A 13773-nucleotide genomic window follows, 5' to 3' on the forward strand; every position below is an offset into this window, starting at 1 on the left:
ACCTGCGGCCTTGTCCGACACCTGCCCGCAGCAAAACGCCATAACGTCTCGCCCGACAGTGGCTTTGTGCCGCTCTGGCTTTCCAAAACGAGACCGAGAAAATGGCCCTTGCCGGTGCACCAGTCCAGAGGGATGAAACTGGCCCCGATCTCAATCTTCCGCTGAACCTCGGGCTGATCACCGATGCCGACTACCGGCTGATGATCGACGCCATCACCGACTACGCGATCTTCTTTCTCGACCCCGGCGGCATCGTGCTCAGCTGGAACGCGGGCGCCAGGCAACTCCAGGGCTACGAACCCCATGAGGTGATCGGGCGCCACTTCTCCGTCTTCTATCCCCCCGAGCTGCTGGGGAAGAACTGGCCCCAGCACGAACTCGATGTCGCGACGAAGACCGGGCAGTACCAGGAAGAAGGCTGGCGCCTGCGCAAGGACGGAACGCGCTTCTGGGCCAGCGTCGTCATCACCCGCCTGACCAGCCCGGACGGCAAGCTGCGCGGCTTCTCCAAGATCACCCGCGACCTGTCGACCCGGCAGAAGCAGGACGACCTGCTTCGCGCCAGCGAGGAGCGCTTCCGGCTCATCGTCGACGGCGTGAAGGACTATGCGATCTTCATGCTCGACCCCAGCGGTTACGTCGTGAGCTGGAACGCCGGCGCCAAGGCCACCAAGGGCTACGAGGCGCACGAGATCATCGGCAAGCACTTCTCGACGTTCTATCCGCCCGAGGTGACCGCCACCGGCTTTCCCGACCAGGAGCTGAAGACCGCGCACGAGGTCGGCCGCTTCGAGGACGAGGGCTGGCGCGTGCGCAAGGACGGCAGCCGGTTCTGGGCCAGCGTGATCATCACGGCCCTCTTCGACGAAACCGGCCGCCACCGTGGCTTTGCCAAGGTCACGCGTGACCTGACGGAGCGCCGGCGCATCTCCATCCTCGAGGACGAGGGGCGCCGCATCACGACCTTCCTGGCCATGCTCGGCCACGAGCTGCGCAATCCGCTGACGCCGATCTCCAACGCGGTGGCCATCATGGAGCGCCTGGGCCCGGCCGCCGACGCGGCGACGCTGGCCCGCATGAGCAGCATCATCGGCCGCCAGCTCAAGCAGATCACGCGGCTGGTCGACGACCTGCTGGATGTCGGGCGCATCACGAGCGGCAAGATCCACCTCGAATCGAAGCCGGTGAAGCTCTCCGGCGTCATCGACGAAGCGCTGGAAATGCTCAGGCCGTCCGCTGACGCGAGGCACCACGCGCTGGTCTTTCACGGTCCGCCCGGCGAGCCCTGGGTCACCGGCGACCGGGCCCGCCTCATCCAGGTGCTCTGCAACCTGCTGAACAACGCGATCAAGTTCACGCCCGAGGGCGGCCGCATCGAGGTGCGGCTGCGGGAAGACGGCAGCAACGCGGAGATCAGCGTCAGCGACAACGGCCCCGGCATCCCGCCGCCTTCGCTGCCGCAGATCTTCAAGTTGTTCGCGCAGGGCGAGCAGGAAATCTCCCGTCCGCAGGGCGGGCTGGGCCTCGGTCTCACGCTCGTGCAGCAACTGGTGACGCTGCATGGCGGCGACGTCAGTGCATTCAGCAAGGGCACGCCCGGCGACGGTGCCGAATTCGTCATTCGCCTGCCGCGCGCCGCCGCGCCGCTGGAGAAGAAAAGGAATGAAAGTGCCGAGGGCCGGAAGATCGTTCTCGTGGTCGACGACAACGGCGATGCGGCGGAGACCATGTGCCTGCTGGTGGAAAGCCTGGGCTACCTGACTCGGACGGCCGCCGACGGCCCCTCGGCCCTCGAAGCGATCAAGGTCGAACAGCCGGATCTGGTCCTGCTGGACATCGGCCTGCCGGGGTTCAGCGGCGTCGAAGTGGCGCGGCGGGTGCGCCGCGAAATCGCCCATCCACCGCCGCTGGTTGCCGTCACGGGCTACGGCCAGTCCTCCGACCGGGACGCGAGCATGGCGGCCGGCTTCTACGCGCACCTGACCAAGCCGGTCGATGCGCACCATCTCGAAGGCCTGCTCGAGCGACTGCTCGGCAAGCCCTGACCGAGAAGGCGCGCGAGCCTCTTTGAGGGCTCTTTGAAGGCATTTACCTTCGCCTCTCACGCGGCGCCGTCCCACGCCGGGACTGACGGATGGGCGCAAACATGGGCGCCATGTCCTCCACCCCCACACAGATCGACGCCCGCATCGTCTCCCATGTCGAATTTCGCGCGGGCGACGGCCCGTTGCTGGAGATTCCGGAAGGCAACTGCCAGGTCATCGTCGACGGCGACAGCGCGGTGCTGACCTGGACGGAAGATGGCCAGCCGCTCACGGCCGCCATTCCGAGAATCGAATTCGATCGCTTCATCGAATCGGGCGCCATCGTCCTGGGCGCTGCCTGACCGCCGCCGGGAGGACTTCCCGCCGGCGTGGCGGACGGCTCCGGGTTCTCGTGCAGGACAAGGGCGCGTCCCGTCCGGACGGCGGAAAAACACCCCACGCTTGTGGCATCGTTTTGACCTCCGCGCACAGCGCGTTCATCGTTCAACACACAGGAGCCGCCTCATGATCAAGATCGGCATCGTCGACGACCACGCGGTCGTTCGCTCAGGCCTCAAGGCTTTCTTCTCCACCTTCGTGGACTTCCGGGTCGTCGGCGAGGCCGCCACCGGCCGCGAAGCCATCGACATGGTCCGCACCACGGAAATGGACGTGCTGGTGATGGACCTTTCCATGCCCGGGCAGAGCGGCATCGATGCGCTCGCCATGGTCCGCGCCAAGGCGCCGCAGCTGGGCGTGCTCATCCTGAGCGGCTACCCGGAGGAGCACTACGCGGTCAACCTGATCCGCCAGGGCGCATCGGGCTACCTCAACAAGGAATGCGAGCCGGAAGAAATCGCCAACGCCATCCGTACCGTGGCACTCGGCCGTCGCTACATCTCGGCCTCGGTGGCCGAGCTGCTCGCCGGCCAGCTGGAGCGCAAGGACGGCGAGCCGCCGCACAAGCATCTCTCGGAGCGCGAGTTCCAGGTGTTCCTGAAGCTGGCCAAGGGCGAATCGGTGGGCAGCATCGGCGAGGCGCTGTCGCTCTCGGTCAAGACGATCAGCACCTACCGCACGCGGCTCATGGAGAAGATGAATCTCTCCACGAACAGCGACCTCACCTACTACGCCATCAAGACGCAGTTGATCGATTAAGACCGCGGCGTTCTTGTTCGATCAGTCGCGCGCCACCTCGCGCGCCAGCACCCGACCGGGCCTTGCGCCCGTCGGGCTGCCGCCCTGCCACACGAGCGCGCCATTGACGATCACCGCCTCGATGCCGCGCGCCGGTGCCATCGGCGATTCGTAGGTGGCGGCTTCGTCCACCGTGTCGGCGTCGAACAGGGTCAGGTCGGCGTACGCGCCCTCTTTCAGCACACCGCGATCTTTCAGGCCGAAGTTCTTTGCGGTGAGGCCCGTCATCTTGTAGATCGCCGTCTCCAGCGGAAAGAGGCCAAGCAGCCGGCCGTAATGCCCCAGCACGCGCGGAAAACTGCCCCACAGCCGCGGGTGCGGCGACGCGTCGTGCGGCAGGCCGTCGGAGCCGATCATGGTCTGGTCGAACTTCAGGATGCGCTGCACGTCGGCCTCGTCCAGCCGGAAGTAGATGCCGCCCGCGGGGCTGAGCTGGCGGATCGCCTCGTCCTGACTCACGCCCAGCTTCTTTGCGATGACGTCGAGGTCCTGCCCCGCGTATTCGGGCATCGGTTTCGACCAGCTCACGATCACGCGCGACGAGCTTGCGGCGCGGTCGGACGAGAGGATGGTCGAGCCGGCCGTGTAGGGGTAGCAGTCCAGGCAGATGGGCTGCGTGGCCATGTTCTTCTCGATGAAGTTCAGCGCTTCCTGCGAGCGGCCATGGTTCTCGGGCCCAACCACCTTCATGTGCGAGATCACCACCTGCACGCCGACCTCGCGGCCGACGCGGAAGGTTTCTTCGAGCGAGTCGATCACCTTGTCCGCCTCGTTGCGCATGTGGGTGCAGTAGACGCCGTTGAAGTCCTTCAGCGGGCGGCAGGTCTCGATGACTTCCTCGGTCGGCGCGGCGACCGCGGGCTCGTAGTAGAGGCCGGTGGAAACGCCGATGGCACCGGCTTCGAGCGCTTCCTGCACCAGCGCGCGCATGCGGACGATCTGTTCATCGGTGGCCGGCAGTCCCAGGTCGTCGAGCGTCGCGACACGCAGCGTCGTGTGACCCACGAGCAGCGCGCAATTGGTGGCCGCAGGCTTGGCGCGCAGTTCGGCGATGTACGAAGCGAAGGTCGGAAAAGAGAACCAGCCGCCCTCTTCGTCGAGCAGGTTCAGCGGCGGTGTGACCGGCTGCGGGATGCCGCCCGGCATCGGTGCGAGCGAGATGCCGCAGTTGCCCGCGATCACCGTGGTGATGCCCTGGCTGACCTTCGGCGCCATGTCGGGGTTGGACAGCATGAGGCGGTCGTCGTGCGTGTGCGCGTCGATGAAGCCGGGCGACGCGATGCGCCCTGCCCGGTCGATCTCCACCTCGCCGTGCGAGGCAGAGAGATCGCCGATGCGGGCGATGCGGTCGCCGCGGATGCCGATGTCGCCCGTGTAGCGCGGCGCGCCGGTGCCATCGACGATGCTGGCGTTGCGGATGAGAAGGTCGAATTTTTCCTGCATCGAATGAGTACCTTGAATGCCTTGGATTGAAGAGAGTTAAAGCAGCGCGCCACGCGCGGCGATCGGCCACAGGGCCTCCACCCGCCCGCCGCGCACGCAGACCAGTTCGTCGTAGAGGTTGACGGTCGGATCGCAATGGCCGGGCACCAGCATCAGCTGGTCGCCCAGGGACAGCGCTGCGGCATCGGGCGTGGCCAGCGCGCCGTGTTCGTCGGCGGCTTTCACATAGCGCAGGTCGGGCCGCTGCCACACGGTGGGCATGCCCGAGTCGACGCTGGAGGCCTTGAGGCCCGCGTCAACCACGGCGCGCTCCGGCGTGGCGCGGCTCAGGACGGTGGTGCGCACGAACAGCGCGTGCTCGAACGCGACGTCGTGCGCGCCGCGCTCGTTGTCGCCGTAGTCGCGGTCCATGAAGACATAGGAGCCGGCCTGGATCTCGTTGAACACGCCCGAGTCGCGCTCGTGCTGGAAGCTGCCGGTGCCCGCGCCCGTCACGCGTTCGACGGCGATGCCGCAGGCCTCGATGGCGTCGCGGGTCGTGCGCGCGGCCTCCACGGCGCTGGCGATGGCCGCGGCGCGGTCCTCGGGTGCGCGCAGATGCTGGGCCGGCCCGTGATAGCAGTGCAGGCCCATGAAGCGAAGCTGCGGCGCGCCGTCCGCGACCTGCTGCGCGAGCCGCACCGCTTCTTCACCAGGGGCCACGCCGCAGCGGTTGGCGCCGACGTTGACTTCGACGTACACGTCCAGCGTCACATCCTCTGCCTGCGCGACAGCACGCAGCGCTTCGACCTGCTGGGGGTGATCGACCAGCACGCCCATGCGCGCCTTGCGGGCCAGCGCGGCGAGATGGCGCAGCTTGGTCTCGCCCATCACCTGGTTGGTGACCAGAACATCGGCGATGCCGGCCTCCACGAAAACCGCCGCCTCGCTCACCTTCTGACAGCAGATGCCTGCTGCGCCCAGCGCGATCTGTCGCAGGGCGATCTCGGGCGTCTTGTGGCACTTGGCATGGGCGCGCAGTCGCACGCCGCTGCCGCGCAGCGCCTCGGCCATGCGCGCCAAGTTGCGCTCGAACGCATCGAGGTCGAGCACGAGCGCGGGGGTGTCGATGGCGTCGATGGGGTCGCCGGGCCTTGCGGCTTTCCAGGGGGTCATGGTGTGCCGGCCTTCAGTCAATCTTCGCGCCCGAGTCCTTGATGATCTTCGACCACTTGACCGTCTCGCGCCGCGACAAGTCGAGGAACTGCTCGGCCGTGCCGAAATCGGTCTCGGCGCCGAGCAGCCTGAAGCGCTCGCGCAGCCCGGGGTTGGCCAGTGCGGTGCGGATCTCGGCGTTGAGCCGCGCCACCACGTCTTTCGGCATGCGCGCCGGCCCGATGATCCCGCCCCAGGCTGACACTTCGAAACCCGGCACGCCGGCCTCGGCGATGGTGGGAACGTCCGGGTAGGTGGACGAACGCTGGCGCGACGAGATGCCCAGCGCCCTCACCTTGCCCGACTGCGCCAGCGGGCCGGACACGGGGGTGTTGACCATCATGAGCTGCACGCCGCCGCCGATCAGATCGGTCACGGCCGCCGTCGCGGCCTTGTAGGGCACGTGCAGCATGTCGGTGCCGGTCATCGACTTGAAGAGTTCCACGCCCAGGTGCGCAGTGGTGCCGTTGCCGTCCGATGCGAAGGCCAGCTTGCCCGGGTTCTTCTTCGCGTAGGCGATCAGCTCGGTCACGCTCTTCACCGGCAGCTCGTTGTTGACGATCATCAGGTTCGACAGGCGCAGCGTATTGGCGACCAGCGTGAGGTCTTTCTCGACGTCGTACGGCACGTTGGGCAGCAGCGACCGGTTGGTGGCCAGCGAGACGATGTTGCCGTAGGCCAGCGTGTAGCCGTCGGGCGCGGCATGCACCAGGTCCATGGTGCCGATCGTGTAGGAGCCGCCGGGCTTGTTGTCGATGATGATGGGCACGCCCATCTGCTGCGACAGCTGCGTGCCCAGCGCGCGCATCAGCGAATCGGGTGCGCCGCCCGGCGCCGAGGGCACGATCAGGCGGATCGCCTTGTCGGGATAGGCCGCGAGGGCCGGTAGCGAAACCATCGCCATCGCGGCAGAAGCGGCGAGAGCGAACGCACAAAGCAAGGCACGTGGACGCATGGCAGAGAACTCCGGCTATGAAGGATCGGTGGGCCGATGATCAGTTCGCATGTCGCATTGGACAAGCCATGTTTTCTGGGATTAGCATGAGCTTTCCTCATGCCCGATGGCGGTGCGCCTAGGCAACATCAGCGGGCGCATGCACCAAACTTGTTCTTTTCTCATGAACCTTCACATTCGCGCTCCCTCGACGATGTCCTTGATGTGCCTGGAGGCCAGCGCGCGGCTGCGCTCCTTCACCGCGGCCGCGCAGGAGCTGCGCCTCACGCAGGGCGCGGTGAGCCGGCAGGTGCAGACGCTGGAAGACAGGCTCGGCGTGAAGCTCTTCACGCGGCGGCGCGAGGCACTCGCGCTGACGGACGCGGGCCGCTACTACCTCGGCGAAGTCGGGCCGCTGCTGCAGCGGCTGGAGCGCGCCACCGCCAACGTGATGGCGCTCAAGGGCCGGGGCGGCGAACTGTCGCTGTCGTGCGGCGCCTCGGTCGGCAGCTACTGGCTGATTCCGCGACTGCCGGGGTTCACGCGCGACCATGGCGAGATCACGCTGAACCTGGGTACGCGCGTGGGGCCGGTGGATTTCGCCGCCACGCCGGTCGATGCGTCATTGGAATTCGGCGACGGCAAGCGCCCGGGTCTGCACAGCGAGTTCGTGCTGCCGCTGGATCTCTCGCCCTACGCGGCGCCCGCATGGATCGCCGCGCACGGCAAGACGGTCGATGCAAACACGCCGCGCTCGGCGCTGATCCATCACCAGACGCTGCCCGGTGCATGGGACGAGTGGTTCGCGCGCGAAGGCATCGAGGGTGAAGCAGGTCGAGAAGGGCCGCGCTACGACATCATGTCAATGGCGCTCAACGCCTCGCTGGCAGGCATGGGCGTGGCGCTGCTGCCGCCCTACATGAGCGACGAGTCGGTGGCCTCGGGGCGCATCAGGCGACTGTCGCGCCGCAAGTGGCGCTATGCGAAGGGCTACTACCTCGTGTACCCGGAGGAGTCGGCGCAGATGCAGTCGCTGCAGGTCTTCAGGCAATGGCTGATGGCGCAGGCGGGACCGGTTACGCCGCCATTGCCTCGCTGACGAGCATGGGGCGACCACCGGTGATGGACTTGCCGGTTTTCCTGCGCGATGCGCCGATGGCGGGCCGAACCTGACAACCGATGTGCCGGCCCACTCGTTCAGGACAGGCCATATCGCTGTCACAGACTTGCTTTTTGAAACGAATATTAATACTATCGTTTCCATTCCATGAACTACGCACACATCAGAGCCAGGTACAACGTGCCCGCCAAACGAGGTGCCCGGGTCGAGTTCCAAGGGCAATTCGGGACGGTGACCTCGTCCAGCTCCGCGGCCGTCAGGGTCCGGATGGACGGAATGTTGCGCTCCCAGCCGTTCGCGCCGGACGAGCTACGCTGGCTGGACACGGAAGCGGTGCTGCCATTCCCGCAAGGCGGCGCCAGGCAACTGCCGGCCTGACACCGCTCACAGCGCGCGGACCATGTCCGCGATTCTTGCCAGCACACCGGCACCGGGCCAGCACCACACCGCGGTCGATAGCGCGGCAATCGAGACATAGACCGCCTGTTCGGCAGCCCCCAACGCGGGCACGAGGCGGATGCGCATAAATGGCTCTTGCACAGATCCTTCCAGCAGCGCCGGGCTGGCCCCCAGATCGGCGTCGGAAAACCGGGGCAACCGCCCAAGACGGGAACCGATCAACGTCAGCAACAGCATCGGCCACCAGAGCAGCGCGATCGTCAGCAGCGCGGCCGAGGACAACGCCTTTCCTTGCGCGGATCGTTCATCCCACGGCCGGTAGTTCGTCATCTGTGTCCAGAGGTTGTCACTGAACTCCCGCAGCAGCGGCCTTCTGGCGCCTTCCAGGCATTCCACCTCGGGCAACGAGCGCCAGTCGCCCGCCATGTATCTGCACAGAAACTCGTAGTGCGCGAGGCAATCGGCGGGGCTGTTGTTTGCGTTGCTGACGACGATCATCTTCCCGCCGCCGGCTTCCGCCGGACCGGTCAGGCAGAGGTGGCAGAGCTGTGCGCCGCCCGACATGGCGACTTCCACCTGCGGAACGAGTTGCGACCAGTCGGCCTCGATCCGCTCCCCGCCCCTGAGTTGAGCGACCTTGCCCGTCAGCCGGTTGAAGAGCGTGGGAAATGCATAAGGCGCAGTCACCGCCTGCACCAGCGCGGCAACCGCAATCAGCGCGAACACGAAGATCGACACCGACATGATGAGCACGAAGGCGGTGTCGGCGGTGCCTTGCCGAAATGCCTCGGCGAGCATCCGGCAGAACCACGCCGCGATCCCCAGCATCATCAGACCCAGAAAAAGAAGGATGCCCTTGAGCGCCGAAGACATGTTGCCGTGCGGCAGCGTCTGCAACCGTGCCGGATCCATCGACAGGACGAGCCCGTCGCCGGAAGGGTCCGGCTGCGATCCTTGGCTTCCTCCTGCATCCGGAGACTGCGGCATTGGCGGCCCTTTCGTTAGCGATCACACGTCGCCCGACCTCCTGGGCGACGGTGAAGCTAGCCTCTTTTCCGCAAGGCACACAGTGCCTAAAGTCATTCCTCCGTGCTTGCGATGTCAGCTCGCGAGTTCTTCCACGCGCAGCGTCGTCACAGCGCCATTCACAGCCGGGTGCGCCTGCAGCGCATGCACGGCAAGGTCGATCGCGCTTTGCGCCGCCGGCCCTGTCAGCACCAGCACCTGAGGCTTCGCTCCCGACCGCTCCGCCGCCAGCACCAGCTGCTGCACCGGCACCTGTTGCACCGCCAGCACGGCCGCAACCGATTTGATATCGCTCCCTGCATGCACGGGCACCCGCAGGTAGTGCGAGGTGCGCACCGCCGCGCGCGACAGCACCGGCAGCTCGTTCATCGCATGCGCATGAAAGCCCAGGTGCGGCACGCGCTGCGCCGCATGCGTGCCGTCGAGCCGCGCCATGTCCACCAGGTCGGCGATCACGGCCGACGCGGTCTGCTCCGAGCCGGCCCCTGCGCCGTAGTACATCGTCACGCCCGATGCATCGCCCTTGACCATGACCGCGTTCATCGCGCCGTTCACATGCGCCATCAGGTGCGCAGCGGGCACGAGCGCGGGCTGCACGCGCAGTTCGACGCCCTCTTCCCGCCGGCACGCGACGCCCAGCAGCTTGATGCGGTAGCCCAGCTGTTCCGCGCAGGCCACGTCCACGCCCTGCAGCGAGGTGATGCCTTCCACCTGCACATCGGCAAAGCGCACCGGCGAGCCGAACGCATTGGCGGCGAGCAGCGTCAGCTTGTGCGCGGCGTCGATGCCCTCGATGTCGAAGGCTGGGTCGGCCTCGGCGTAGCCCAGTGCCTGCGCCTGGGCGAGCGCGGCGGCGAAGTCCAGGCCCTCGTCGCGCATCTTGCTCAGGATGAAGTTGGTGGTGCCGTTGATGATGCCCGCCACCCATTCGATGCGGTTCGCGGTGAGCCCTTCGCGCAGCGCCTTGACGATGGGGATGCTGACCGCCACCGCGCCTTCGTAGGCCACCGCCACGCCATGCTGCCGGGCGGCTGCGAAGATCTCGCCGCCGTGCTCCGCCAGAAGCGCCTTGTTGGCCGTGACCACGTGCTTGCCATGCGCAATGGCCGCCAGCACCCAGTCGCGTGCCGGGCCGGTGCCGCCGGCCACTTCGACCAGCACGTCGACGTCGGGGTGCGTGGCGACGTGCATCGGGTCATCGGTCAGCACGACGCCATCGCCCACGATGCCGGCCGCCCGCTGCAGGTTGCGCGCGGCCACCATCACCACCTCGATCCCCCGCCCTGCCCGGCCGGCAATCTCGGCCTGGTTGCGGGCCAATACGCGAAAGGTGCCCGAGCCCACAGTGCCGATGCCGATCATGCCCACGCGCAGCGGGCGCATGGCCACGGGAACACCGTGAAGAGGCTGAAGGGATTGGACTGGATCGCGGTACATGGGACTTCTCCGAACGAACAAACAAACAAAAAACCCAGCTGCCAGAGCTGGGTTTCATTCGTTCGGGGAGAAGAGCGATTCACCAGGTGGCTGCCGGAACGGCCACCTGCGCGTGCTCAGGTGGCCGCGGTGGTAATGGAGGTAATCATTCGTGCGCCCATTGCCTGCGGGAGTGCAGGCGGCATCATCCGGCCCATGCGGGCGGCGGCGGATGCGGTGTGGAGTGGGAGGCACGACATGGAGCGCGGAGTGTACAGGAGCTCGCACAGACCCGGGGGATCGGGGCACACTAAGCCATGGACAAGCACTTCCTGACCCCGCTCTTCGCCCCCGCCTCCGCCGTGGCCTTCGTCGGCAACGCCAGTGACCCGGGCGGCCAGACCGCATCGGGCCGCGTGCTGCGCGAAGCCTTTCGCGCCGACCGCTTCGACGGCACGCTGCGCTTTCTCGATGTGCGCACCAAGGGCACGCTTGAAGAACTCTCTCAGACCCATGCCGACCTCGCCCTCATCGCGCTCGCGCCGCAGGACGTGGCGGCCGCCCTGGAGATCGCCGGACGCATCGGCTGCAAGGCCGCGGTGGTCATCTCCAACGGCATCGCATCGGAGCAGGCAGCCCAGTGGCGCAAGATCGCGCGCCGCGAAGGCGTGCATCTGCTCGGTCCCAACTCGCTGGGCTTCCAGCGCCCGCTGCTGCACCTGAACGCCAGCGTCGCGGGGCCGCTGGCCAAGGCCGGGCCGCTCGCGCTGGTGTCGCAATCGGGCGCGCTCACTGCCTCGATGCTCGACTGGGCGCGGCAGAACGGCGTCGGCTTTTCGAGCGTGGTGTCGCTTGGCCCGCACACCTCGGTGGACATTCCCCAGGTGCTCGACTTCCTCGCCAACGACCAGGCCACGCACAGCATCATCGTGTACCTCGAAGGCATCTCGGACGCGCGCCGCTTCATGAGTGCGCTGCGTTCGGCCTCGCATGCCAAGCCGGTGGTGGTGCTCAAGGCCGGCCGCAAGCCTGCCGGCAATGCGGCGGCGCAGACGCACAGCGCGGCCATCGTGGGCAGCGACGATGTGTTCGACGCCGCACTGCGCCGCGCGGGCGCCGTGCGGGTGCGCTCCTTCGTCGAGCTGTTCTCGGCAGCCAAGTGCCTGGCCTCGCGCTATCGGCCCGTGGGCAAGCGACTCGCCGTGGTCACCAACGGTGGCGGTCCCGGCGTGCTGGCGGCCGACTGGATCAACGAGATCGGCCTGGACCTGGGCAAACTCTCCACGCCCGCGCAGAAGCTGCTGCACCCCACGCTGCCGCCGCTCGCCACGCTCACGGACCTGATCGACCTTTCCGAAGACGCCACCCCCGCGCACTACCGCGCCGCCATCGACACCGCCTCGGCCGACAGCCAGATCGATGGCGTGCTCGCCATCTTTTCCCCCAAGGCCGGCGTCGATGCGGCCGCCACGGCCCGTGCCCTGGCCGACATTCCGCGCCCCATGAACAAGCCGCTGCTCGCCTGCTGGATGGGCGATTCTTCCGTCGGCAATGCGCGCGCGGTGCTGGCCGAGGCCACCATCCCGAGCTTCCGCACGCCCGAGGCGGCCGTCGGTGCCTTCGGCAACATCGCGGCCTTCTATCAGAACCAGCAGTTGCTGCAGCAGACGCCGCCGCCGCTCTCGGCGCTGGACAAGCCCGACATCGAAGGCGCGCGCCTCCTCATCGAGAGCGTGCTGGCCGAGCGGCGCAAGGTGCTGACGGAGATGGAGTCGAAGTCGCTGCTGTCGTGCTTCCACATCCCGATCACCCGCACGCTGCTCGCGCGCAGCGCCAACGAGGCCATGATGATCGCGACGCAACTGGGTTTTCCGGTGGCGCTGAAGATCGATTCGCCCGACATCAGCCACAAGTCCGACGTCGAGGGCGTGGCGCTCAATGTGCTCAACGGCACCAGCGCGCGCGACACCTACGTCGAGATGATGGAGCGCGTCGCCCGCCTCGCGCCCGAGGCGCGCATCAACGGTGTGACCGTGCAGAAGATGGTGAAGGCGCGGCGCGGCCGCGAGATCTACGTCGGCCTCGTGACCGACGAGCCCTTCGGCCCGGTCATCGTCTTCGGCGCGGGCGGCACCATGATCGAGCTCATGAACGACCGCGCGATGGAGCTGCCGCCGCTCAACCAGTTCCTCGCGCACCGCCTCATCGAGCGCTCGCGCGTGGCCGAGACGCTGGGCGAATGGCGCGGCGCGAATCCGGTGAACATGGAAGCGCTCGAAGACGTGCTGCTGCGCGTGTCGGAGATGGTGTGCGAGCTGCCCGAGCTGCGCGAGATGGACATCAACCCCATCATCGTGGACGAGCATGGCGCGGTGTCGGTCGATGCGCGCATCGTGGTCGACAGCAGCCCGCAGGCGGTGGCAGGCCACGTGGGCAGCGGCTACCAGCACCTGGCCATCATGCCGTACCCCGCGCGCTACCGGCGCGAGTGGCCGCTGCCCGGCACCGGGGGCGACATCTACACCGTGCGCCCGGTGCATCCGAACGACGCGCAGATGCTGCAGGCGCTGGTGCAGGGCCTCTCGCCCGAGAGCCGGTGGTTCCGTTTTGTCTCGCGCTTCCACGAACTGCCGCCCTCGATGCTCTCGCGCTTCACGCTGATCGACTACGACCGCGAGATGGCACTGGTGGCCGTGGTGATGGAGCGCAGCAACGCGCCCGACGGCACCATCCTCGACAGCGAGCGCATCGTGGGTGTGTCGCGCTATGTCACCAACCCCGACCAGACCAGCTGCGAGTTCTCTCTGGTGGTGGCCGACGAGTTCAGCGGCAAGGGCATCGGCTCGCGGCTGCTGGAAAGCATCATCGACGTGGCGCGCGACAAGGGCCTGGCGGAAGTCGACGGGCTCGTGCTCGCCAACAACCCCGACATGCTGAAGCTGGTGCGGCGGCTGGGCTTCACCGTGAAGTCGTTCCCCGAGGACCCGGACTTCAAGCTGGTGACCTACCAGCTGTAGGTC

Annotated in this window: 11 protein-coding genes; 6 read left to right on the forward strand and 5 right to left on the reverse strand. The window is 67.3% G+C overall.

Annotation, left to right across the window (positions count from 1 at the left end; all coding sequences use genetic code 11):
* The first annotated feature begins 101 nt into the window (after positions 1-101).
* The 3 genes from NU688_RS07465 (at position 102) to NU688_RS07475 (ending at position 3182) form a co-directional block, all read left to right on the forward strand.
* Positions 102-2045 carry a PAS domain S-box protein gene (locus NU688_RS07465; RefSeq protein ID WP_257859899.1) on the forward strand — a complete coding sequence of 648 codons (1944 nt, stop codon included), beginning with the start codon at positions 102-104 and terminating at the stop codon, positions 2043-2045.
* Positions 2046-2155: 110 nt separating this feature from the next.
* Positions 2156-2386: a hypothetical protein gene (locus NU688_RS07470; protein WP_257859900.1), complete on the forward strand. Its 231-nt coding sequence runs from the start codon at positions 2156-2158 to the stop codon at positions 2384-2386.
* 163 nt (positions 2387-2549) lie between these two features.
* Positions 2550-3182, forward strand: coding sequence for a response regulator transcription factor (locus tag NU688_RS07475; protein ID WP_257859901.1), 633 nt, complete (start codon positions 2550-2552; stop codon positions 3180-3182).
* 21 nt (positions 3183-3203) lie between these two features.
* Here NU688_RS07475 and NU688_RS07480 read toward each other — a convergent pair whose 3' ends face one another.
* The 3 genes from NU688_RS07480 to NU688_RS07490 are packed head-to-tail and all read right to left on the reverse strand — an operon-like array spanning position 3204 to position 6762.
* Entirely contained in the window at positions 3204-4664 is a 1461-nt protein-coding gene (locus tag NU688_RS07480) for an amidohydrolase family protein (RefSeq protein ID WP_257859902.1), read from the reverse strand.
* Between the two features lie 36 nt (positions 4665-4700).
* Positions 4701-5819, reverse strand: a complete 1119-nt coding sequence (locus NU688_RS07485) for a DSD1 family PLP-dependent enzyme (protein WP_257859903.1) — start codon at positions 5817-5819, stop codon at positions 4701-4703.
* 13 nt (positions 5820-5832) lie between these two features.
* Entirely contained in the window at positions 5833-6762 is a 930-nt protein-coding gene (locus tag NU688_RS07490) for a tripartite tricarboxylate transporter substrate binding protein (RefSeq protein ID WP_257859904.1), read from the reverse strand.
* Between the two features lie 214 nt (positions 6763-6976).
* Between NU688_RS07490 and NU688_RS07495 the strand changes: the two genes are divergently transcribed.
* Together NU688_RS07495 and NU688_RS07500 are read left to right on the forward strand one after the other, a co-directional pair.
* Positions 6977-7891, forward strand: coding sequence for a LysR substrate-binding domain-containing protein (locus tag NU688_RS07495; RefSeq protein WP_257859905.1), 915 nt, complete (start codon positions 6977-6979; stop codon positions 7889-7891).
* A gap of 168 nt (positions 7892-8059) precedes the next feature.
* Positions 8060-8290, forward strand: coding sequence for a polysaccharide deacetylase (locus NU688_RS07500; RefSeq protein ID WP_257859906.1), 231 nt, complete (start codon positions 8060-8062; stop codon positions 8288-8290).
* A gap of 6 nt (positions 8291-8296) precedes the next feature.
* Here NU688_RS07500 and NU688_RS07505 read toward each other — a convergent pair whose 3' ends face one another.
* On the reverse strand, positions 8297-9298 hold the full coding sequence (locus NU688_RS07505; RefSeq protein WP_257859907.1) for a hypothetical protein: 1002 nt from the start codon (positions 9296-9298) through the stop codon (positions 8297-8299).
* A 114-nt stretch (positions 9299-9412) separates the two neighbouring features.
* A complete protein-coding gene (locus tag NU688_RS07510) occupies positions 9413-10774 on the reverse strand; it encodes a homoserine dehydrogenase (RefSeq protein ID WP_257859908.1) in 1362 nt (453 codons plus the stop codon).
* Positions 10775-11070: 296 nt separating this feature from the next.
* On the opposite strand from NU688_RS07510, the gene NU688_RS07515 reads away from it, so the two are divergent.
* Positions 11071-13770, forward strand: a complete 2700-nt coding sequence (locus NU688_RS07515; protein WP_257859909.1) for a bifunctional acetate--CoA ligase family protein/GNAT family N-acetyltransferase — start codon at positions 11071-11073, stop codon at positions 13768-13770.
* Positions 13771-13773: the final 3 nt, after the last annotated feature.

The sequence above is a fragment of the Variovorax sp. ZS18.2.2 genome (genome assembly GCF_024701975.1).
Classification (GTDB): Bacteria; Pseudomonadota; Gammaproteobacteria; order Burkholderiales; family Burkholderiaceae_C; genus Variovorax.

Coding starts and splice junctions, on each gene's coding strand:
- NU688_RS07480 (WP_257859902.1), bottom strand. CDS start 4,664: ATGCAGGAAAAATTCGACCTTCTCATCCGCAACGCCAGCATCGTCGAT.
- NU688_RS07485 (WP_257859903.1), bottom strand. CDS start 5,819: ATGACCCCCTGGAAAGCCGCAAGGCCCGGCGACCCCATCGACGCCATC.
- NU688_RS07505 (WP_257859907.1), bottom strand. CDS start 9,298: ATGCCGCAGTCTCCGGATGCAGGAGGAAGCCAAGGATCGCAGCCGGAC.
- NU688_RS07500 (WP_257859906.1), top strand. CDS start 8,060: ATGAACTACGCACACATCAGAGCCAGGTACAACGTGCCCGCCAAACGA.
- NU688_RS07515 (WP_257859909.1), top strand. CDS start 11,071: ATGGACAAGCACTTCCTGACCCCGCTCTTCGCCCCCGCCTCCGCCGTG.
- NU688_RS07510 (WP_257859908.1), bottom strand. CDS start 10,774: ATGTACCGCGATCCAGTCCAATCCCTTCAGCCTCTTCACGGTGTTCCC.
- NU688_RS07495 (WP_257859905.1), top strand. CDS start 6,977: ATGAACCTTCACATTCGCGCTCCCTCGACGATGTCCTTGATGTGCCTG.
- NU688_RS07465 (WP_257859899.1), top strand. CDS start 102: ATGGCCCTTGCCGGTGCACCAGTCCAGAGGGATGAAACTGGCCCCGAT.
- NU688_RS07490 (WP_257859904.1), bottom strand. CDS start 6,762: ATGGCGATGGTTTCGCTACCGGCCCTCGCGGCCTATCCCGACAAGGCG.
- NU688_RS07475 (WP_257859901.1), top strand. CDS start 2,550: ATGATCAAGATCGGCATCGTCGACGACCACGCGGTCGTTCGCTCAGGC.
- NU688_RS07470 (WP_257859900.1), top strand. CDS start 2,156: ATGTCCTCCACCCCCACACAGATCGACGCCCGCATCGTCTCCCATGTC.